Raw genomic sequence first — 20,755 nt, 5'->3', positions numbered from 1 at the left:
CCACTCCGCGGACGAGGAGCGACAGCACTGCCGCCCGGCCACCGGCCGGGGTACGGCGGCGGCGACCGGCCGGAGCGGCATGACGCCCTCCGGCCGGTCTACGGCACCCGCACGGCCGTACGAAGTTCAGCGTGACCCGTTCGTATATCGGTGCCGCTTCGGTGAAGTTGCCTCGGTGTTAACGAGATTGACGGCCCATCGGGGTGACCCGCACGACGGTCAGGCAGCGCGCCAGTACCCCAGCGCGTTCACCCGGTCCTTGGGGAGGGCGAGTTCCTTGCGCAGGTACGAGGTGAGCGTGCGGGTGGTCGCGGTGTCGCAGGCGATCCAGAAGAACGTTTTTGCAGGGTCGTCGCCGAGCAGGCCCGGCAGCGCGGCCCGCACCTCCTCGACCAGATGCGCACCGGCGTCCCGACGGGGGACCCTGCGCAGCTCATGGTCGCCGCGCACCCGCACCGGGAGCCCCGCGTCGGACTCGTACGGGGTCTCGAACCAGACGGTGGCCGGGGTGCTGGGCATGGCGTCGAGCAGCGAGTTGATGGCCGGCAGCGAGGCCGGGTCGCCGATCACGAACAGCTGCGACGGGAGCGGATCGGGCACGGAGAAGCCGGTGCCCTGGACGGTCGCCTCGATCGTGTCACCGGGCTGCGCCCCCCGTGCCCAGTCACTCGCGCATCCGTCGTGCAGAGCGAACTCCAGGCTGAACGTGCCGGCCTCCGGGTCGGGGTCCACGAGGGTGTAGGCGCGCTGGTGCGGCTTGCCCGCATCCTCGAACCAGAGGCGCACCCACATCGTCGGGTGCACTCCGGTCGCACGGAGCATGCCGCCGTCGGTGAGATGCACCCGCCGGTACTGCTCGCCGACCTGCTCCGCCCCGGTCACCGTGAATGCGAAGTCCTTGCCCCGCATGAGCTTGAGGACGACGCCCTCCCAGCCGTGTCCCACCGTGTTCCCCTCCCCGTCGAGCATCAAAGTTAGGTCACCCTAACCTAAAGATCGGGTGGTGTGAGGATCCCTCCGCGTCCGCGTGCGGCACGGCCGGTGCCGGCACGCCTTCCCGGCCACGGCTCTACGACGTCGGTCCGGTGGGACTCCCCTGCCCGTCGAACTCCCCCTCCCCCGGAACCACATGCTTCTCCTCGGCGAAGTGGCAGGCCGAGTCGTGTGCCGCGGGCCCTTCGCTCAGCCTGAACACCGTGGGTACCGCGAGCTCCGGCACCTCGAGCGCACACCGCTCCTGTGCCTTCCAGCAGCGGGTGCGGAAGCGACAGCCCGAGGGGATGTCCGTAGGTGACGGCACATCCCCGGCGAGGATGATCCGCTCCCGGTGATCACGTGCCTCGGGGTCGGGCACGGGGACCGCCGACAGCAGGGCCTGGGTGTACGGATGCGTGGGGTGTTCGTAGATCTGCGCGTCCTCGCCGGTCTCCACGATCCGACCCAGGTACATCACGCCCACCCGGTCGGAGATATGACGGACGATCGACAGATCATGGGCGATGAACACATAGCTCAGACTGAACTCGCTCTGCAACCGTTCCAGCAGATTGATGACCTGCGCCTGGACGGACACATCGAGCGCCGACACGGGTTCGTCCGCCACGATGATCTCCGGCCGCAGCGCAAGACCGCGGGCGATGCCGATGCGCTGGCGCTGACCGCCGGAGAACTGGTGCGGATAGCGGTTGATGTACTCCGGGTTCAGACCGACGACGTCCAGCAGCTCCTGCACCTTGCGGCGCCGGTCGCCCTTCGGGGCCACCTCGGGGTGGATGTCGAAGGGCTCACCGATGATGTCGCCGACCGTCATACGCGGGTTCAGCGAGGTGTAGGGGTCCTGGAAGACCATCTGGATGTTCCGGCGGACCGCCTTCAGCGCCCGCCCGGACAACCTGGTGATGTCCTCGCCCCGGTAGCGGATCTCGCCGGCCGTCGGCCGCTCCAGATTGACCAGCATCCTCGCGAGTGTGGACTTGCCGCAGCCGGACTCACCGACGATGCCCAGGGTCTCGCCCTGGAACAGGTCGAGATCGACCCCGTCGACCGCCTTGACCGCACCCACCTGCTTCTTGAACAGAACACCCCGGGTGAGCGGATAGTGCTTGTACAGCCCGCGCACCTCGATGATCGGCCCGCCCGTGCCGTACGGCGGGGCATGTCCGGTCGGATCAGCCACGGAGGCACTCCCTCCAGAAGAAGCAGGCGCTGCCGCGGTCCCGGCTCACGTCGAACAGCTCGGGTTCGTCCGTCGTGCACACGTCCCGGGCCATCGGGCAGCGCGGGTGGAATGCGCAGCCGGGTGGGATGTTCATCAGGTTCGGCGGCAGACCCCTGATCGCGTACAGCTCCTGGCCCTTCTGGTCCAGACGGGGGATCGAGTCGAGCAGTCCGCGCGTGTACGGATGGGCGGGCGCCTTGTAGATGTCGTGCACGGGCGCGGTCTCCACGATCCGGCCCGCGTACATCACCGCGATTCTGTCGGCGACGTCGGCGACGACACCGAGGTCGTGGGTGATCAGGATGAGCCCCATGCCGAGCTCGCGCCGGAGCTCCGCGAGCAGCTCCATGACCTGGGCCTGCACGGTGACGTCGAGGGCGGTCGTCGGCTCGTCGGCGATGATCAGGTCCGGCTCCAGGGCGAGGGCCATGGCGATCATGATGCGCTGACGCATCCCGCCGCTGAACTGATGGGGATACTGCCCGATGCGCTCCTTGGCGGCGGGGATGCGCACCCGGTCCATCAGTTCGACCGCCCGAGCGCGGGCGTCCTTCCTCGACATGCCGCGGTGCACGGCGAACATCTCGCCGAGCTGGTCGCCGACGGTGAGCACCGGGTTGAGCGAGGAGAGCGCGTCCTGGAAGATCATCGCCATGCCGGCGCCCCGGATCTTCCGCCGCTCCTCCTCCTTAAGTTCCAGCAGGTTCCTGCCCCGGAAGAGGATCTCGCCGCCGGTGATCCGGCCGGGCGGTACGTCGAGAATGCCCATGACGGCCTGCGCGGTGACGGACTTCCCGGACCCGGACTCGCCGAGCACGGCAAGCGTCTCGCCTGCGTCCACCGCATAGGTGACGCCATTGACGGCCTTGGCCACCCCGTCCCTCGTCCGGAACTCCACGTGCAGGTCGCGCACTTCGAGAAGCATCGCGTCCACCGCCTCCTCAGCGCAGCTTGGGGTCGAGGGCGTCGCGCACCGCGTCGCCGAGCATGATGAACGCGAGCACGGTGATGGCGAGCGCGCCGGCCGGCCAGAGCAGCATGTGCGGGGCGTTGCGGATGTACGGGGAGGCGGCGGAGATCTCGATGCCCCAGGACACCGCGGGCGGGCGCAGGCCCACGCCGAGGTACGAGAGCGTCGCCTCGAGCGCGACGTACGTACCGAGGGCGATGGTCGCCACGACGATGACCGGTGCCACCGCATTGGGCGCGATGTGCCGCAGCAGCATGCGCGGGTGGGAGGCGCCAAGGGCTCGTGCGGCCTGCACATAGTCGTTCTGCTTGGCGGTGATCACCGAGCCGCGGGCGATACGGGAGATCTGCGGCCAGCCGAGCAGCACCATGAATCCGATCACCGGCCAGACGGTGTTGCTGGTGACGACGGACAGCAGCACCAGACCGCCGAGGACCACCGGGATGGCGAAGAAGACGTCGGTGAGCCGGGAGAGCACCGAGTCCGGGAATCCGCCGAAGTATCCGGCGATCCCGCCGAGTACCGCGCCGAGGAGCGCCACTCCGACCGTCGCACAGACACCGACGGCCACCGAGGTGCGGGCCCCGTAGACGACCCGGGTGTACACGTCGCATCCCTGGCCGTCGAAGCCGAAGGGGTGGCCCGGCTGGGAGCCCTGCTGGGCCTTGGCGAGATCGCAGTCGAGCGGATTGCCGGAGGCGATCAGCGAGGGCCAGATCGAGATGACCACCAGAAAGAGGATGACCAGGGCGGAGACGAGGAAGACAGGATTGCGGCGCAGATCGTGCCAGGCGTCGGACCAGAGGCTGCGGGGCTTGCCTGAAGGGCCGGTGCCGAGCGGTCCGCCCGGTGTCCTCTCCAGGGTCGCGCCCTCGCTCGTGGCGAGGTCCATTGCACCGCCGGCGCCCGTCGAGGCGATGGCGCCCCCGTCGTCGTACTGCGGCTCAGGCATAGCGGATCCTCGGGTCGAGTACGGCGTACAGCAGGTCGACGAGCAGATTCACCACCAGGAACACCAGGACCAGCACGGTCACGAAGCCGACGACCGTCTGGGTGTTCTGGCGGAGGATGCCCTGGTACAGCTGGTAGCCGACGCCGTGGATGTTGAAGATGCGCTCGGTGACGATGGCGCCGCCCATCAGGGCTCCGATGTCGGCGCCGATGAAGGTGACCACCGGGATCAGCGAGTTGCGCAGCAGATGGCGGCCGACCACCCGTCGGCGGGGAAGTCCCTTGGCGATGGCGGTGCGGACGTAGTCGGCACGTCTGTTCTCGGCGATCGATGTCCTGGTCAGCCGGGTGACATAGGCGAGTGAGACCGAGGCGAGGACCAGGCCGGGGACGACGAGTTCGCCGAGCGGTGCCTCGGAGGAGACCGAGGGTCTGATCCAGCCCCATTCGACGCCGAGCAGCAACTGGAGCAGCAGACCGGTGACAAAGGTGGGAACGGAGATGACCACCAGCGTGAGCAGCAGCACGCCGGTGTCGACGGGGCGGCCGCGCCGCAGTCCGGTGATCACGCCCAGGGTGATGCCGATGACGATCTCGAAGAAGATCGCGACGAGTGTGAGGCGGATGGTGACCGGGAAGGCCGTGGCCATCAGCTCGGTGACTGGCTGGCCGTTGAACGCCGTACCGAAGTCGCCGGTGAAGACATTGCCCATGTACGTCAGGTACTGCTGCCAGACCGGCTTATCGAGGCCGAACTCCTTGCGCAGCTGCGCGGCGGTCGCGGGGTCGCATTCGCGCTCGCCGCACAACCCTGCGATGGGGTCGCCCATGACGTTCACCATCAGGAAGATCAGCAGTGTGGCGCCGATGAAGACGGGGATCATCTGCAGCAGACGCCGGATCACATAGCGTCCCATCAAGGACTCCTGGGGGTACGGGGCCGGGCGGGCATGGCCCGGTCAGCCGTCAGTTGACCGTGATCTCGTTGTAGACGGGGACGCTGAACTGGTTCAGCGAGACATTGCCGATCCGGTCCGAGTAGCCGGCGCTGCCGTTCTGGTACCAGAGCGGGATCGCCGCCATCTGGTCCCGTACGACCTCCTCGGCCTGCTTGAACGTGTCGACGGCCTTCGCCGGGTCGGTCTGGGCGTTGGCCTCGTCCACGAGCCGGTCGAAGTCCTCGTTGGTCCACTTGCCGTCGTTCGACGAGGCGTTGGTGTAGTAGAGCGGCTGCAGGAAGTTCTGGATGAGCGGGTAGTCCATCTGCCAGCCGGCCCGGAAGGGACCGGCCATCTTGTGCTGGGTGATCTGGTTGCGGTAGTCGGCGAAGGTGCCGACCGGGTTGCCGACACAGGCCCTGTCGTTGCCGAGCGCGTTGTTGATCGAGTTGCAGACGGCGTCGATCCACTCCCTGTGCGACCCGGTGTCCGCGTTGTACGTGATCCTCAGCCGGCCGCCGGGGATGCCGCCGCCCTCCGCCACCAGCTTCTTCGCCTGGGCGGGGTTGTACGTACAGGCATCGCCGCACAGCGACTCGTCGTAGCCGCCGTCGGGGCCGAGTACCGGCGAGGTCCAGTCCTTGGCGGGGGTGCGGGTCCTCCGGAAGATCGTCTCGGTGATCTGCTCCCGGTTGATGGCCATGGACAGTCCCGTGCGGACCTTCTCCAGGCCCGGCTTGTTCCAGGCCGGGTCGTAGTAGGGGAAGGCGATGGTCTGGATGATTCCGGCGGGGGTATTGATGTACCGGTCGCCGAGGTCGGCCTCGACGTTCTTGAGCTGTGACGCCGGGACGTCGTCCACGAGGTCGAGGTTTCCGGCCGTCAAAGAGGTGTAGGCCGTGTTGTTGTCCGTGTAGACCACGAGATCGATGCCGCCGTTGCGGGCCTTGTCGTCGCCCGGGTACTGGTCCCAGCGGCGCAGGGACATCTGGGAGCCCCTCGCGTACGAGTCGACGGTGTAGGGGCCGTTGCCGACAGGCTTGGCCAGCCAGGCGTCGTGGTCGGTGAAGAAGGCCTTGGGCAGCGGGGCGAAGGCCGCGTAGCCGAGGGTCTCGGGCCAGGTGGAGAACTTCTGGGTGAGCTTGACGGTGAAGGTCAGAGGCCCTGTGACCTTGAGGCCCGACATGGTCCGGGCGGTGGGCCGGCCGGACTCGGGATGGACCTGGTCGTACCCCTCGATGTAACCGAAGAAATAGGCGTTGCGCTGGTTGTTCCTGAGGTCGGCACCGTAGTTCCAGGCATCGACGAAGGACTGCGCGGTGACCGGTTCGCCGTTGGAGAAGGTCCAGCCGTCCTTGACCGTGACCCTGAATTCGGTCGAGTCGGTGGTCTCGATCTTCTCGGCGAGCATGTTCTGCGCCTCGCCCGTCTTCGGGTCGTAGCGCTTGAGGCCGCGGAAGATCATGTCGAGGACCTTGCCGCCCTGGACCTCATTGGTGTTCGCCGGCTCCAGCGGATTCTGCGGGTCCCCCCAGGAGGAGCTCACGATGCCGTCGGCCCCGCTGCCGCCGCTCCCGCTCCCACCGCCGCAGGCCGTCACCGCGAGCACGACGGCGGCCGCACACACGGCCCACTTCGCGTGTGTGACTCCGCGCATGGGGTGCCTCCTCGGGTCCGTGGGACTACAAGTAGAACGCAATATCACCCCAAAACCTGACATAACGCGCGGCAGTCGTGCCGGGATGGTCCGGCCGGGCCGGGGCACGCCATGGGCTGCGAGGCACGGCAGGCCGGGCGTACCACGGGCTTTGAGGGCTGTCCCGTCATCCCCGGCGGGCGCACGACATGCATCCGGCCGCCGCGCGCTGTTCCCCTCGGGACCACGGGACAGCCCTCAGGCCGTAGGCACCGTCAGTTCCCAGGTGTCGGCGGCGTAGTAGAGGGACATCCCGCTGCGCTCGTACAGCCGCAGTGCGCCCGTCGCATTGCCGGTGTCCACCGCGAGGCCCACCGTCGTGCGCCCCCGCCGGGCGAACTCGGCGAAGGTGTGGCGCAGCAGCAGCCCTCCGTACCCGCGGCCTCGCGCGGGCCGCAGCACGGCGAGGGCGCGCACCCAGCCCATGGTCTCCCGGTCGTCGCGGGCCAGGATCGCTGCCGTGTCGCCCAGGTCCTCGGCACGGGCGATCCGGACGAGGGACCAGTCGATGGGGCTGCCCTGCTCCAGCCTCTCCAGCCACTCCTCGTATGCACGCACCCGGTGGTCGTAGTGGTCGGCGAACGCCTCCTCGATGAGGGCGTGGACCAGTCGGCGATCGGCCTGCGTACGGCACTCGCGGAGGCTCAGTCCGGCGGGGAGCTCGGGCGGGGCGAGGGTCGGGTCGACCTCGCGCGTGAGGACGTTGTACCGGCGCACGGGCCGCCAGCCGCGGGACCGCACCAGACCGGTGTCCACGCTGGTGGTGGTCGTCAGCCCCAGATGGACGACCGCACGCGAGGCCCCGGCCGCCTTGGCGAGCCCGGCGGCCCTGCCCTCCATCGTGGTGAGCAGCGCGGTGGTCGCGGCGATCCGCCCCGGGAGCGCATACAGATCCGCGTCGATCCGCTCCGTGCCCGGGTCCTGTGCGTCGACCGGCTCCCCGGTGTCCCGCAGGACCATGCCGAGGGCGACGGGCTCGTCGCCCTCCTCGACGAGCCAGACGTCGGTTTCGGCGAGATCGGCCTCGACGGTGTGGAGGTCGGTCTCGGGACGGCCGACCTCGACCACGTCGATGGCGTTGAGGAGCCGGTGGACGGCTGCGGCATCTTGGGGGCGGGCCGGCCTGAGGCCGGTGTGAATGGCGTCCATGAGCAGCACCCTGGCGCGAACGTGCGGTGGCCTGCAACGCCTTTCGGCGCGGGTCGACCACCGTCCCGCCGCCCGTCTCGCAGGGCTCGGCGGCCGGCGGCCGCCCTGCACGGCACTCCCCCGGCCACCGCCGGGAGGTACCCCACGCCGCGTTGTCGGAGCCACCCGGGTACGGCCGTGACAAGGGCGGTTTCCCCCTCCGCCGGGTGGGGGGCTCACCCCGGCGGAACCAGGGGGAGTGCCCCCACCCCCTGGCGGTCCGACGCCACGGGCTTCCCGGCACCCCTTCGCCGCCGCGCCGCAGACGCGGCCTCAGCGCAGGGAGGAACGACGAAGGCGCCCGGAACCGTTGGGTTCCGGGCGCCTTCACGCCTTACGGGCCGCGGCCCGAGCCGAGAGGACTACGCCGCGTGGACGACGTCCTTCTCCTCGGCGAAGTGGCACGCCGACTCGTGCGCCGCCGGGGAGTCCTGGCCGACGAAGCGCTCCGGGACCGCGAGCAGCGGGACCTCGGTCGCGCACTTGTCCTCGGCCTTCCAGCAGCGGGTGCGGAAGCGGCAGCCGGACGGCGGGTTCGCGGGCGACGGCACGTCACCGGTGAGGATGATCCGCTCGCGGCCCTCACGCGCCTCGGGGTCGGGGACCGGGACCGCCGACAGCAGCGCCTGGGTGTAGGGGTGCGTCGGGTGGTCGTAGATCTGCACGTCGGTGCCGATCTCGGCCATCTTGCCGAGGTACATCACGCCGACCCGGTCGGAGATGTGACGGACGATCGACAGGTCATGGGCGATGAAGACGTAGGACAGGTTGAACTCGTCCTGGAGCTTCTCCATCAGGTTGATGACCTGGGCCTGCACGGACACGTCGAGCGCCGAGACGGGCTCGTCGCAGATGATGATCTCCGGGTTGAGGGCGAGGCCGCGGGCGATGCCGATGCGCTGGCGCTGACCGCCGGAGAACTGGTGCGGGTACCGGTTGATGTACTCCGGGTTCAGACCGACGACGTCCAGCAGCTCCTGCACCTTGCGGCGCCGGTCGCCCTTCGGGGCCACCTCGGGGTGGATGTCGAAGGGCTCACCGATGATGTCGCCGACCGTCATACGCGGGTTCAGCGAGGTGTAGGGGTCCTGGAAGACCATCTGGATGTTCCGGCGGACCGCCTTCAGCGCCCGCCCGGACAGCCGGGTGATGTCCTGGCCCTTGTAGAAGACCTCGCCGGACGTCGCCGACTCCAGCGACATCAGCAGCTTGGCGACCGTGGACTTGCCACAGCCGGACTCGCCCACGATGCCGAGGGTCTCGCCCTGGTAGAGGTCGAAGGAGACCCCGTCCACGGCCTTGACCGCACCGACCTGCTTCTTGAACAGAATGCCCTGGGTCAGCGGGAAGTGCTTGACCAGATTGCGCACCTGGAGGATCGGTTCACCACGGTCGACCGGGGCCTCGATGGCGGCGACGGCCTCCTCCTCGGAGGCGGCGTCGACGGTCTCGACCTCGGTGACGTTCGGTGTCGCGTCCACGGCGTCGTCCTTCTTGTCCAGCTCAGCCATGGATCGTCTCCTTCCAGAAATGGCACGCGCTTCCGCGGCCGCGCAGCTCGGTGCCGTCCTGCTCGGTCACCGGGTGCAGGGCCGGGACCTCCGTACGGCAGATGTCATCCGCCTTCGGGCAGCGCGGGTTGAAGGCGCAGCCGGACGGCACGCGCAGCAGGTTGGGCGGCAGACCCTTGATCGCGTACAGCTCCTGGCCCTTCTGGTCCAGGCGCGGGATCGAGTCGAGCAGACCCCGGGTGTACGGGTGGGCGGGGCGCTTGTACAGCTCATGGACGGGCGCGGTCTCGACGATCCGGCCCGCGTACATCACCGCGATCTTGTCCGCGACGTCGGCGACGACGCCGAGATCGTGGGTGATCAGGATGAGGCCCATGTTGTACTCGCGCTGGAGCTCCGCGAGCAGGTCCATGACCTGGGCCTGCACGGTCACGTCGAGCGCGGTGGTCGGCTCGTCCGCGATGATCAGGTCCGGCTCCAGCGCCAGTGCCATGGCGATCATGATGCGCTGGCGCATACCGCCCGAGAACTGGTGCGGGTAGTCGCCGACCCGGGCCGCGGCGGCCGGGATCTTGACCTTGTCCATCAGCTCGATGGCCTTGGCCTTGGCATCCTTCTTGGACAGGCCGTGGTGCACCCGGAACATCTCGCCGAGCTGGTAGCCGACGGTGAGCACCGGGTTGAGAGAGGAGAGCGCGTCCTGGAAGATCATGGCGATCTTCCGGCCGCGGATCTGGCGGCGCTCCTCGTAGGACATCTTCAGCATGTCCTCGCCGCGGAAGAGGATCTCGCCCTGCGGGATCTTTCCGGGTGGCATGTCGAGGATGCCCATGATGGCCTGTGCGGTGACGGACTTGCCCGAGCCGGACTCACCCAGCACGGCGAGCGTCTCCCCGGCGTCCACCGAGTAGTTGACGCCGTTGACCGCCTTGGCCACACCATCTCGGGTGTGGAACTCCACATGCAGGTCACGGACTTCGAGCAGCGGACCTTGGTGGCCCTCTCCGTCCCTCGGTGCGGGGACGGGCGCGGTCTTGTCGATGATGGTCACGTACGCCCTCCTCAGCGCAGCTTGGGGTCGAGGGCGTTGCGGACGGCTTCGCCGAGCATGATGAACGCCAGAACGGTGAGGCTCAGCATGATCGAGGGGAACAGCAGGATGTGCTGCGCCGTGCGGATCTGCTGGACACCGGCGGAGATGTCGACACCCCAGGAGACGATGGGCGACGAGAGCCCCAGGCCCAGGTACGACAGGGTCGCCTCGGCGGAGATGTAACCACCGAGCGCGATCGTCGCGACGACGATCACCGGAGCCATGGAGTTCGGCAGGATGTGCCGGAGCAGGATCCGGGTCGTGCCGGCGCCGAGTGCCTTGGCCGCTTGCACGTAGTCGGCCTGCTTGACGGTGATCACGGCACCGCGCATGACACGGGTGATCTGGGTCCAGCCGAGGAACGCCAGGGCGAAGACGACCACCCAGATGGTGCGCTCGGTGAAGGACTGCAGGACGACCATGGCACCGAGCAGGAACGGGATGCCGAAGAAGATGTCGGTGATCCGGGAGGCGACGGCGTCGACGATGCCGCCGAAGTAACCGGCGATCATGCCCGTAATACCGCCGACGATCGTGACGATCAGCGTGACGCAGATACCGACGATGATCGAGGCACGCGTGCCGTGGATCAGTCGGGCGTAGACGGAGCGGCCCTGGCCGTCGAAGCCCAGCCACCCTTCCGAACCGACCTTGCCCAGCTCCGGCTTGCCGAGGTAGTGGTGCACCAGGTCGCCCGCTGTGGGCGAGGCGCCGGTGAACCAGGTCGGGAAGGCCGTGATGACCAGCAGGAGGAAGATCAGGACGGACGACACCAGGAAGTACGGGTTGCGACGGAGGTCGGCCCAGGCGTCGCCCCAGAGACTGCGCGCCTTCTCCTTCGCCTTGGCCGGCTCGGCTTCCGCCACGATGGCCGCGTCGACGGCTTCCTTCGACGGGGCGGCGGTCTTGGTCACGTCAGGCATAACGGATCCTCGGGTCCAGGACCGCGTACAGCAGGTCGATGAGGAGGCTGGTGACGAGGTAGACGAGCACCAGGATGGTGACGAGGCCGACGAGGGTGGTTCCCTCACGCCGCGTGATGGACTCGTAGATGAGACCACCGACGCCCTTGACGTTGAAGATGCCCTCGGTGACGACCGCGCCTCCCATGAGGGCGCCGATGTCGGTGCCGAGGAAGGTGACGACGGGGATCATCGAGTTGCGCATCAGGTGGACACCGATCACCCGGCGCCTGGGCAGGCCCTTGGCGACAGCCGTGCGCATGTAGTCGGCGCGCAGGTTCTCCGCCATGGAGGTACGGGTGAGCCTGGCCACATAGGCGAGCGAGAGACCACCCAGCACGATGGCCGGGGCGATCAGCTCGGAGAACTTCTGGTCGTTGCTGACGTTCGGTTCGATCCAGCCCAGCTGGAAGGCGAAGACGAGCTTGACGATGTAGCCCAGCACGAAGACCGGGATCGCGATGATCAGCAGCGTGAAGATGAGGATCGCGTTGTCGGCGAGACGGCCGGCCCGCAGGCCTCCGATGATGCCGAGGGCGATGCCGAACGTGAGCTCGAAGACAAAGGCCAGGGCCGCGAGCTGCAAGGTGATGGGGAACGCATCGCCCAGCACTTCGGTGACCGGCCGCCCATTGCGGATCTGGTTACCGAAATCGAAGTGCAGGATGATGTTGGTCATGTAGTTCCAGTACTGCTGCCAGATCGGCAGATCCAGCCCGAGTTCCTGTCTCTTCCTGGCCAGAGTCGCCGGGTCGACGCCCTTGTCGCCGAACAGGCCCAGCACGGGGTCGCCGGGCAGGCTGTAGACCATGAAGAAGATCAGAAAGGTTGTCCCGAGGAATACCGGGATCATCTGGAGCAGTCGTCGTGCGACATAGCGCCCCATCATGCCTCCGTTGAGATGTGACAGCCGCAGCCGACGGGCCCTCCCCCGCCGCCCGGTACCCGAATGAGCACACGGACTTCGTGGAAGGGCCCCCCGGCCACTGCGTAAGGCACCGTCACGGGGATGACGAACCGTCATCCCCGTGGCGGCTTGCGGACCACGCCTGGGTGATTACTTCTTGACCTCGACGCCGGTCAGGATCGGGTCGCCGTCCTGGCCGTACTTGACGCCGGAGACCTTCTCCGAGTAGCCCGCGTTGACCTTGTAGTACCAGAGCGGGATCGACGGCATGTAGTTGACCAGGTCCTTCTCGATGGCCTGGAACTGCTTCACCGACTCGTCGAGAGACGCGGCGGTGTCGGCGGCCGCAATCTTGGCGTCGAGCGCCTTGTTGGAGAATCCACTCTGGTTACCCGCCGCATCCGTACGGAACAGGTCACTGATGAAGTTGGAGTTGACGGGGTAGTCGAGCACCCAGCCGGACCGGTAGATCGACTTGACCTGCTGGCTCTTGCGAGCGGTGAGGTCTGCCTGGAAGTCGGGCTTGCTGTCACCGGTGCACTTGACGCCGGTCGACTGCGTGATGCTGTTGCAGACAGCGTCGACCCACTCCTTGTGGCCGCCGTCCGCGTTGAACTGGATGGTGATGGCGTTGTTCGGGACGCCACCGCCGGCCTTGATGAGCTCCTTGGCCTTGGCCGCGTCGAACTTGGTGATGTCGCCCGCAGCGTTGTCCTGGTAGCCCACAACACCCTTGGCGACCCAGCCGGTGGCCGGCTCACGGGTGCCCTGCAGCACCGTCTTGGTGATGGTGTCGCGGTCGATCGCCATGGACAGACCCTGGATGACCTTCGGGTCGACCGCCTTCGGCTTCTTCCACTGGTCCGCGTAGAAGGCGATGGCCAGCGTCTGGACGGCCGAGTACGCCTGGTCCACGGCGCGGTCACCGAGGTCCTGGCGGTAGACCGGGAGGTCCTTCGGGCCGATCTGGCGCAGGACGTCGACGTTGCCGGACTTCAGGTCCTCGTAGGCGGCCTCGAGGGTGGTGTAGTTCTTGAAGACCACACCACCGTTCTTCGCCTTGTTCGGGCCCTTGTAGTCGTCGTAGCGGACGATCTTGATCTGCTTCTTGTGGTCCCAGCTCGCGAACTTGTAGGGACCGTTGCCGACCGGCTTCTCCGCGGCAGCCTTCGGGTCCTTGTAGAAGGACGCCGGCAGCGGGGCGAAGACGATGTAGGCGAGCTTGTGACCGAAGGCCGGAACGGCCTTGTTCAGCTCGATGGTGAAGGTGCTGTCGTCGACGACCTTGAGGCCCTCCATGGCCTCGGCGGTCGGCTTGGCGCCTTCCTTCTCCGGGTGGACGGCCTCGAAGCCCTTGATGTCCGCGAACCACGAGGACAGGCCCATGGCGTTCTTGATGTTCGCGTTCCAGTTCCACGCGTCCACGTAGGACTTGGCGGTCACCGGAGTGCCGTCGTGGAAGTTCCAGCCCTTCTTGAGCTTGACCGTCCACGTCTTGGAGTCGGTGGTCTCGACCGACTCGGCGTTGATCATCTCCAGCGAGCCGTCGGCCTTGTAGTCGACGAGCTGCGAGTACAGACCCGCCATGACCGCGGAGCCGTTGGACTCCATCGTGTCGCCGGTGTACAGGAGCTTCTCCGGCTCGCCGAGCTCGACGGAGAAGATGCCGTTCGGGTCCACCTCGCCCTTGGCATCCGAGCCACTGTCATTGCCACCGCCGCAGGCGGTCGCTGCCAGGGCGACGACGATTGCGCCCGCTACCCACTTGGCGCTCTTGGCACCGCGCATGGGTTCCTCCTCATGAGTCCACTAGTCACTACAAGAAGGGCATCGATCTACGCGCGCTGACACCCCTGACAGCGTGCTTGTCAAGTACCCAGAGTGTGCTCGTGAGTCGGCGCTCCCCACCGCGCGTGACCCATTGACCCGAGCTCAATGGAGCCAACTATTAAGGAGGTGGGGGCTGTAAACCACACTTAAAGGGTCTCGTTTTGACAACATCGACGGAACCGCCCGGTCCGAAATCCGGACAAAGCGATCACAGACAGACACCCGCGAAACGGACCGTTAACACATGTTCCGGAGAGCTACGTCCGATAAACGGACGTTACGGGTCGGATCAAGGACCGAAAAATGGTTGACGAAGGGTCCGGCCCCCCGCAGTGTCTGCGGATGGCCGGACCCTTGTCGATCAATTGACCGGAAGTTGACCCGGATCAGCCGTGCTTGGCGCGCGACGCCGCACGGGCACGCTCACGGGCGTCCAGGTTGACCTTGCGGATGCGGACCGCCTCCGGGGTCACCTCGACGCACTCGTCGTCGCGGCAGAACTCCAGCGACTGCTCCAGCGAGAGCTTGCGCGGCGGCACCACGTTCTCGGTGTTGTCCGCGGAAGCCGCACGCATGTTGGTGAGCTTCTTCTCCTTGGTGATGTTCACGTCCATGTCGTCGGAGCGCGAGTTCTCGCCGACGATCATGCCCTCGTACACCTCGGTGCCGGGCTCGGTGAACAGGACGCCGCGCTCCTGCAGGTTGATCATCGCGAACGGCGTGACCGCACCCGAGCGGTCGGCGACCAGGGAGCCGTTGTTGCGCGTCACCAGCGGGCCGAACCACGGCTCGTGGCCCTCGTGGATCGAGTGGGCGATACCGGTACCGCGGGTGTTCGTCAGGAACTCAGTACGGAATCCGATGAGACCGCGGGACGGGACGACGAACTCCATGCGGACCCAGCCGGAGCCGTGGTTCGACATGTTGTCCATACGGCCCTTGCGGACGCCCATGAGCTGCGTGACCGCGCCCATGTGCTCCTCGGGCACGTCGATCGTCATGCGCTCGACCGGCTCGTGCACCTTGCCGTCGACGACCTGGGTGACCACCTGAGGCTTGCCGATGGTCAGCTCGAAGCCCTCACGGCGCATCTGCTCGACCAGGATCGCCAGCGCCAGCTCACCGCGGCCCTGCACCTCCCAGGCGTCCGGGCGCTCGGTGTCCAGGACCCGCAGCGAGACGTTACCGATCAGCTCGCGGTCGAGACGGTCCTTGACCTGGCGGGCGGTGACCTTGCGGTCCTTGACCGCGGCCTTGTTGTCCGCGCCCTTGCCGGTGCCGCCGCGGCCGACCAGCGGGGAGGTGTTCGTACCGATGGTCATGGAGATCGCCGGCTCGTCGACCGAGATCAGCGGGAGGGCGACCGGGTTCTCCGGGTCGGCCAGCGTCTCGCCGATCATGATGTCGGGGATACCGGCGACCGCGCAGATGTCACCCGGGCCCGCCATCTCGGCCGGCTTGCGGGTGAGCGCCTCGGTCATCATCAGCTCGGTGATGCGGACGTTCGAGATCGAGCCGTCGCGCTTGATCCACGCGACCGTCTGCCCCTTGCGCAGCTCGCCCTGCTCGACGCGGAGCAGCGCGATACGGCCGAGGAAGTTGTCGGCGTCCAGGTTGGTGACGTGCGCCTGCAGCGGGGCGCTCTCGTCGAACTCGGGGGCCGGGACGTGCTCGAGCAGGGTGGAGAAGAAGGGCTCCAGGTTTTCGCTGTCGGCCGGGACCGTGCCGTCCTCCGGCTTGGTCAGCGAGGCGACACCGTCACGGGCGCAGGCGTAGACGATCGGGAACTCGATCTGGTCCTCGTCGGCGTCCAGGTCCAGGAAGAGGTCGTAGGTCTCGTTGACGACCTCGTCGATACGTGAGTCCGGGCGGTCCGTCTTGTTGATGCAGAGGATGACGGGCATCCGGGCCTGGAGGGCCTTGCGGAGCACGAAGCGGGTCTGCGGGAGCGGGCCCTCGGAGGCATCCACGAGCAGCACCACCGCGTCGACCATGGACAGGCCGCGCTCGACCTCGCCGCCGAAGTCGGCGTGGCCGGGGGTGTCGATGATGTTGATCGTGATCGGGTCCCCGCCGTCCTTCGGGTGATACTTCACCGCGGTGTTCTTGGCGAGGATCGTGATGCCCTTCTCACGCTCCAGGTCGTTCGAGTCCATCATGCGGTCGTCGAGCTGCTGGTGGGCGGCGAAGGCGCCGGCCTGCTTCAGCATGGCGTCGACCAGGGTGGTCTTGCCGTGGTCGACGTGGGCGACGATGGCGACGTTGCGGATGTCGTGGCGCGTGGGCATGGGTGGCTTGCGCTTCTCTCGGATCGTGGGATGCGGCGTCTGTTTGCTCGTACGCCCGCCGGGCGGACGCGCCACGGCTGTGTCCCATGGTACGGGGCCGCCGCGGAAGGGGCTTCCCGGCCCGATCCGAGGGCGGGCTCAGGGTGGTAGGAGCAGACGGGAGCAGGGGTGGGTACAGACATGAGCCCGGGTCATGGGCAGAACACGACCTTGCCCGCCGGGGGCTCCGGCGGGCAAGGGACTTGAGTTGGTTCTGAGGTTCCCGGGGGTACGAAGCCCGGACGCCATGATTCCGCAGACCATCCCCGTGGCGCTGACCTGCTACTTCTTACCGTTCATTGTGGTTTCTCAGCGTTTGAAGCCGATGTCCTGATAGCGCGGTGCGCTGAATCCGAAGGCACCCGCGTTCACAAGATCCTTCTTGACCGCGACCAGCTGTGGGCGCTGATACAGGGGGATGGAGCCGGCGGTGGCCCAGATTCTGGCATCGACCTCCTTCATCAGCTTCAGGGCCTCCTTCTCGTCCAGCTCGGCGACCGCCTGGGCGAAGAGCTGGTCGATGCGGTCCGTACCGACCCGGCTGTAGTTCTGCTCCACGAGCAGCGAGCCGTCGGTCGCGGGCAGCGGCTTGGCGAAGATCGGGCGGGCGTCGGTCGCCGGGTAGGCGGTGGCGGGCCAGGAGTAGAGGGCGAGGTCGTAGTCGCCGGATGCGATGTGGTCCTTGAAGTAGCTTTCGTCGGCGACCTTGGTGATCTCGGTGCGGATGCCGATCCCGTCCAGCATCCGGGCGATCCGGTTGCCCACCGCGCGCAGGGCCTCGGAGCCCGGCCCCGACGGGAGCACAAATCTGAGGGCGAGCGGCTTGCCGTCCTTGCCCAGCGAGCCGCGGGCAGCCGCGCCCATCGGCGCGGGGGCACGAGTGCCGACCGGGGCGTACGCGCCGGCGACACCGCCCTGTTTCCCGTCCCCGTGGGCAGCGTCGTACCGGAAGCCCGTCGTGGTGCGCGCCCGCCCGCCGGGGCCGTCGAGGGCATCGGCCTGACGGCGCAGGGCCGCGCGCTGGAGGGCTGCGCTGCGGGCGGGGGCGAGGATGTTCCAGCCCGCATCGCGACCGGGGACCACATCGCCCGGTTTGCCGTCACCGACGATGTACAGGCCCTCGTCGGATGCGGAGTCCGGCTGACGGGCGCCCGCCAGGTCCTCGTCGGTGGAGCTCCCCGGAGCGGCGCCCGGTGCAGTGGGGCTCGCCACGGTGGAAGTCGGCACCGTGGGACTCGACGGCTGGGGGTCCGGGAGCGATGGAGACGCGGCAACCGTGCCGTTCGTCGCCGGGACGCTCGCCGCGGGGCTGCCGGCGCCGGGTGCGGCAGGGCCGTTGGCGGCGGGGCTCGCGGGGCTCTTGGCCGCAGGGCTCTTGGCCGCGGGACTGGTGTCCGCGTCCGCACCCGCCCCCGCCTCGGTCCCGTCCGGCGCCTTCTGACGTGCGCCTTCCGGCGTCCAGCCGGCGTCGGCGAGCAGCGCCCGTGCCTCCTGGGTGTCATGTCCGCCGAGCGCGCCGCTGCTGTCGGCGTACGCCGGCTGCCCTGCGAGTGCCAGATGGCTGCCGACCGGATATGCGGGCAGCCCCAGCGGCTTCAGCACCATCTCCGCGAGCTGCTTGCGGTCGAGCGCGCGGGCCACGGCGCGGCGTACCCGCTCGTCAGCGAGCGGCCCGGACTCACCGTTCAGGGCGAGCTGCGTGTACGCGGGCTCCAGGGTCTTGCGGACGACGAAGGCACGCAGCGCGATCTGCTCGGTGGCGTACCGACCGATCGCGGCCTGGTTCTGTCCCCGGGCGAGCTGGACGGCCTCGGCCTGGTCCTCGTCGGAGCCGTACGCCTTCGCCAGGGACTTGATCGCCGAGGACGACGAGCCTGCGGCGCCCGCGGAGCCTCCGTGCCCCGCGGCCCGGTCGTTGCCGTCCCGTACCGCAAGGGCGATACGGTCCGCGACGGCGCGGTCGATCTCGGCCATGTCGACGGCTCCGGTGGCCAGCGCTGCGGCGCGCTGGTCGCGCGGGACCGCACGCAGCACGAGCGAGTCCAGCTTCGCCGGCTCACCCCACCAGCGCGGGTTGCGCACCAGCGTCACCGTGCCGGCCTTGCGGTCGAGTTCCTGGAGCTTGAAGGGCCCGGCGGTGGACGCCAGCGCGCCCCGGGCGTCGTCGTTGAAGGCCGTCGGGGTCCCCATCACCTCCCTGGGGTAGAGCGGAGTGAAGAGCGACTGCCAGTCGGCGTACGGCTTGGCGAAGGTGACCCGGACCTCCAGGTCGTTGGCACCGCGCTCGATCTTCTCGATCCGGTCGTAGCCCGCGTTGCGTGCAGTCCAGTACGCCGAGTCCTTCCCGCTCAGCGCACGCCACTGGGCAACGAAGTCGGGGGCCCCGATCTCCCGGCCGTCGCTCCAGACCGCCTGCTGGTTGAGCTTGTAGCGGACGACCTGCCGGGGCTCACGCGCCACGACCTCCGCCGACTCCAGATAGTCGGGGTTGCGCTGGGGACGGCCGCGCTGGTCCAGGGTGAAGAGGGACGGGAGCACCGCGCCGGCGATGCGGGACGTGGCGCCGTCGGCGTCGGCCTGGAAGGTGTTCAGCGTCGTGGGCATGGCGTCGACGGCCCAGCGCAGGGTGCCGCCGTCCTCGACCAGGTCACGGGCGGCCGGGCCGATGTCCATCGGTACCGGCTTGTGGTCGGCACCGGGCTCCGCCGTGCTGCAGCCGGCCAGTACGGGCAGCGCGAGAACGCCGCCGGTGAGAAGGGCGACGGAACGCAGGGTCCTGCGGCGTGAGGCGACGACGTAGGGCATGGCATGTACCTCTTCGTCCTGGTACGAGAATTTGGAGATGATCACACCTATTGCGCCTACACTGAAAGGCACGGCGGGCAGGGGCGTGATGCCGACACGGCGACGCGGCTCGTAAACCCACCCATGCGGCTCATCGGGAACGCCCCCTTACGGGTGGCGCGCGCGGGGAATCGGTGCACACGCCTTCACAACAAGGGATGTGACGCGCAACACTCGCAGGCGCACACAGAGCCCTCTGGGGAGCGACCCCAGACACCCGCATGCCACCCGCGACCGCGGAAGTGAGGGCAATACATGTCCCTGCAGGACGATTTGACGGCGGTCAAGCGCTGTCTCGACGACCTGGTCCGTACGGTCGATCGGCTGGAGCGGAGCCTCACCCACCTGCGTGAGGACGACACCCGTGCCCAGTCGGCCAACCGCCCCGAGGACCTGGTCTCCATTCCCGACACTCCGTACGACAGCACGCTGTGGACGGACTCGGACGACGAGGGCCTGGGTGCGCGCGACCGGCACGCGCCCTAGGAGATCTCGTTGGCCACAGGCACCGAATCCCACCCCGACACAGGCGTGCACGGCGCCTCGCGCGCCGCCATCGCCCCCCGGCATCTCAGGACGGACCGCTGGTGGCTGGCGCCGGCGACAACCGCCGCCGGTCTGCTCGCCTTCATCGTCTACTCGACCTGGCGCGCCTTCGCGAACAGCGACTACTACGCCGCGCCGTACGTCTCACCGTTCTACTCGCCCTGTCTCGCGGAGAACTGCGAGCCGATGCGAGGCGGCCCCAACTGGGAGATCTTCGGCAGCTGGTGGGGTCTGTCCCCGGCGCTGCTGATCCTGATCTTCCCGCTCGGCTTCCGGCTGACCTGCTACTACTACCGCAAGGCCTATTATCGGGGCTTCTGGGCGTCGCCGCCGGCCTGCGCGGTCGCCGAGCCGCACAAGAAGTACACGGGCGAGACCCGCTTCCCGCTGATCCTGCAGAACATCCACCGCTACTTCTTCTACGCGGCTCTGCCGGTGGCGGGCATCCTCACCTACGACACCGTGCTCGCCTTCCGCGACGAGCACTACGCGTGGGGACACATGGGGCTGGGCACAGTCGTCTTCCTCGTCAACATCGTGCTGATCTGGGCGTACACCCTCTCCTGCCACTCCTGTCGGCACATCATCGGCGGACGCCTCAAGCACTTCTCCAAGCATCCCGTGCGCTACCGGCTATGGGGGTGGGTCGGCAAGCTGAATGAGCGTCACATGGTGCTCGCCTGGACGTCGTTGATCAGCGTCGCGCTCGCCGATCTCTATGTGTACCTCCTTGCCACCGGCGCCTTCGACGATCCGCGCTTCTTCTAGGGAAGG

At 68.1% G+C, this 20,755-nt stretch carries 16 protein-coding genes; 2 read left to right on the top strand and 14 right to left on the bottom strand.

Features of this window, described 5'->3' with window-relative positions; genetic code table 11:
• Positions 1-219: 219 nt before the first annotated feature.
• The 14 genes from AC068D_RS21370 to AC068D_RS21305 form a co-directional block, all read right to left on the bottom strand.
• Positions 220-969: a siderophore-interacting protein gene (locus AC068D_RS21370; RefSeq protein WP_478824604.1), complete on the bottom strand. Its 750-nt coding sequence runs from the start codon at positions 967-969 to the stop codon at positions 220-222.
• A 100-nt stretch (positions 970-1,069) separates the two neighbouring features.
• Positions 1,070-2,176, bottom strand: coding sequence for an ABC transporter ATP-binding protein (locus AC068D_RS21365; protein ID WP_478824603.1), 1,107 nt, complete (start codon positions 2,174-2,176; stop codon positions 1,070-1,072).
• Positions 2,169-3,143, bottom strand: coding sequence for an ABC transporter ATP-binding protein (locus AC068D_RS21360; protein ID WP_478824799.1), 975 nt, complete (start codon positions 3,141-3,143; stop codon positions 2,169-2,171). Before AC068D_RS21360 ends, AC068D_RS21365 begins: the two co-directional genes overlap by 8 nt.
• 16 nt (positions 3,144-3,159) lie before the next feature.
• Positions 3,160-4,140, bottom strand: a complete 981-nt coding sequence (locus AC068D_RS21355; RefSeq protein ID WP_478824602.1) for an ABC transporter permease — start codon at positions 4,138-4,140, stop codon at positions 3,160-3,162.
• Positions 4,133-5,056, bottom strand: coding sequence for an ABC transporter permease (locus AC068D_RS21350; protein ID WP_478824601.1), 924 nt, complete (start codon positions 5,054-5,056; stop codon positions 4,133-4,135). The genes AC068D_RS21355 and AC068D_RS21350 overlap by 8 nt, the downstream gene beginning before the upstream one ends.
• Before the next feature lie 49 nt (positions 5,057-5,105).
• Positions 5,106-6,734 carry a peptide ABC transporter substrate-binding protein gene (locus tag AC068D_RS21345; RefSeq protein WP_478824600.1) on the bottom strand — a complete coding sequence of 543 codons (1,629 nt, stop codon included), beginning with the start codon at positions 6,732-6,734 and terminating at the stop codon, positions 5,106-5,108.
• A 237-nt stretch (positions 6,735-6,971) separates the two neighbouring features.
• Entirely contained in the window at positions 6,972-7,922 is a 951-nt protein-coding gene (locus tag AC068D_RS21340; RefSeq protein WP_478824599.1) for a GNAT family N-acetyltransferase, read from the bottom strand.
• Between the two features lie 401 nt (positions 7,923-8,323).
• Positions 8,324-9,472 carry an ABC transporter ATP-binding protein gene (locus tag AC068D_RS21335; RefSeq protein WP_478824598.1) on the bottom strand — a complete coding sequence of 383 codons (1,149 nt, stop codon included), beginning with the start codon at positions 9,470-9,472 and terminating at the stop codon, positions 8,324-8,326.
• On the bottom strand, positions 9,465-10,523 hold the full coding sequence (locus AC068D_RS21330) for an ABC transporter ATP-binding protein (protein WP_478824597.1): 1,059 nt from the start codon (positions 10,521-10,523) through the stop codon (positions 9,465-9,467). The genes AC068D_RS21335 and AC068D_RS21330 overlap by 8 nt, the downstream gene beginning before the upstream one ends.
• An 11-nt stretch (positions 10,524-10,534) precedes the next feature.
• On the bottom strand, positions 10,535-11,488 hold the full coding sequence (locus tag AC068D_RS21325) for an ABC transporter permease (protein WP_478824596.1): 954 nt from the start codon (positions 11,486-11,488) through the stop codon (positions 10,535-10,537).
• Entirely contained in the window at positions 11,481-12,413 is a 933-nt protein-coding gene (locus tag AC068D_RS21320; RefSeq protein WP_478824595.1) for an ABC transporter permease, read from the bottom strand. The genes AC068D_RS21325 and AC068D_RS21320 overlap by 8 nt, the downstream gene beginning before the upstream one ends.
• A 171-nt stretch (positions 12,414-12,584) precedes the next feature.
• Entirely contained in the window at positions 12,585-14,222 is a 1,638-nt protein-coding gene (locus AC068D_RS21315) for a peptide ABC transporter substrate-binding protein (protein ID WP_478824594.1), read from the bottom strand.
• A gap of 428 nt (positions 14,223-14,650) precedes the next feature.
• On the bottom strand, positions 14,651-16,552 hold the full coding sequence (typA, locus tag AC068D_RS21310; RefSeq protein ID WP_478824593.1) for a translational GTPase TypA: 1,902 nt from the start codon (positions 16,550-16,552) through the stop codon (positions 14,651-14,653).
• Between the two features lie 348 nt (positions 16,553-16,900).
• Entirely contained in the window at positions 16,901-19,396 is a 2,496-nt protein-coding gene (locus AC068D_RS21305; protein WP_478824798.1) for an ABC transporter family substrate-binding protein, read from the bottom strand.
• A gap of 294 nt (positions 19,397-19,690) precedes the next feature.
• On the opposite strand from AC068D_RS21305, the gene AC068D_RS21300 reads away from it, so the two are divergent.
• Both AC068D_RS21300 and AC068D_RS21295 read left to right on the top strand, forming a co-directional pair.
• Positions 19,691-19,921 carry a hypothetical protein gene (locus AC068D_RS21300; protein WP_478824592.1) on the top strand — a complete coding sequence of 77 codons (231 nt, stop codon included), beginning with the start codon at positions 19,691-19,693 and terminating at the stop codon, positions 19,919-19,921.
• Between the two features lie 9 nt (positions 19,922-19,930).
• On the top strand, positions 19,931-20,749 hold the full coding sequence (locus AC068D_RS21295; protein WP_478824591.1) for a hypothetical protein: 819 nt from the start codon (positions 19,931-19,933) through the stop codon (positions 20,747-20,749).
• Positions 20,750-20,755: the final 6 nt, after the last annotated feature.

The sequence above is a fragment of the Streptomyces sp. NPDC043861 genome (assembly GCF_056435905.1).
Note: the sequence above shows the minus strand (reverse complement) of the source record. Positions and strands in the feature narration are given on the sequence as shown.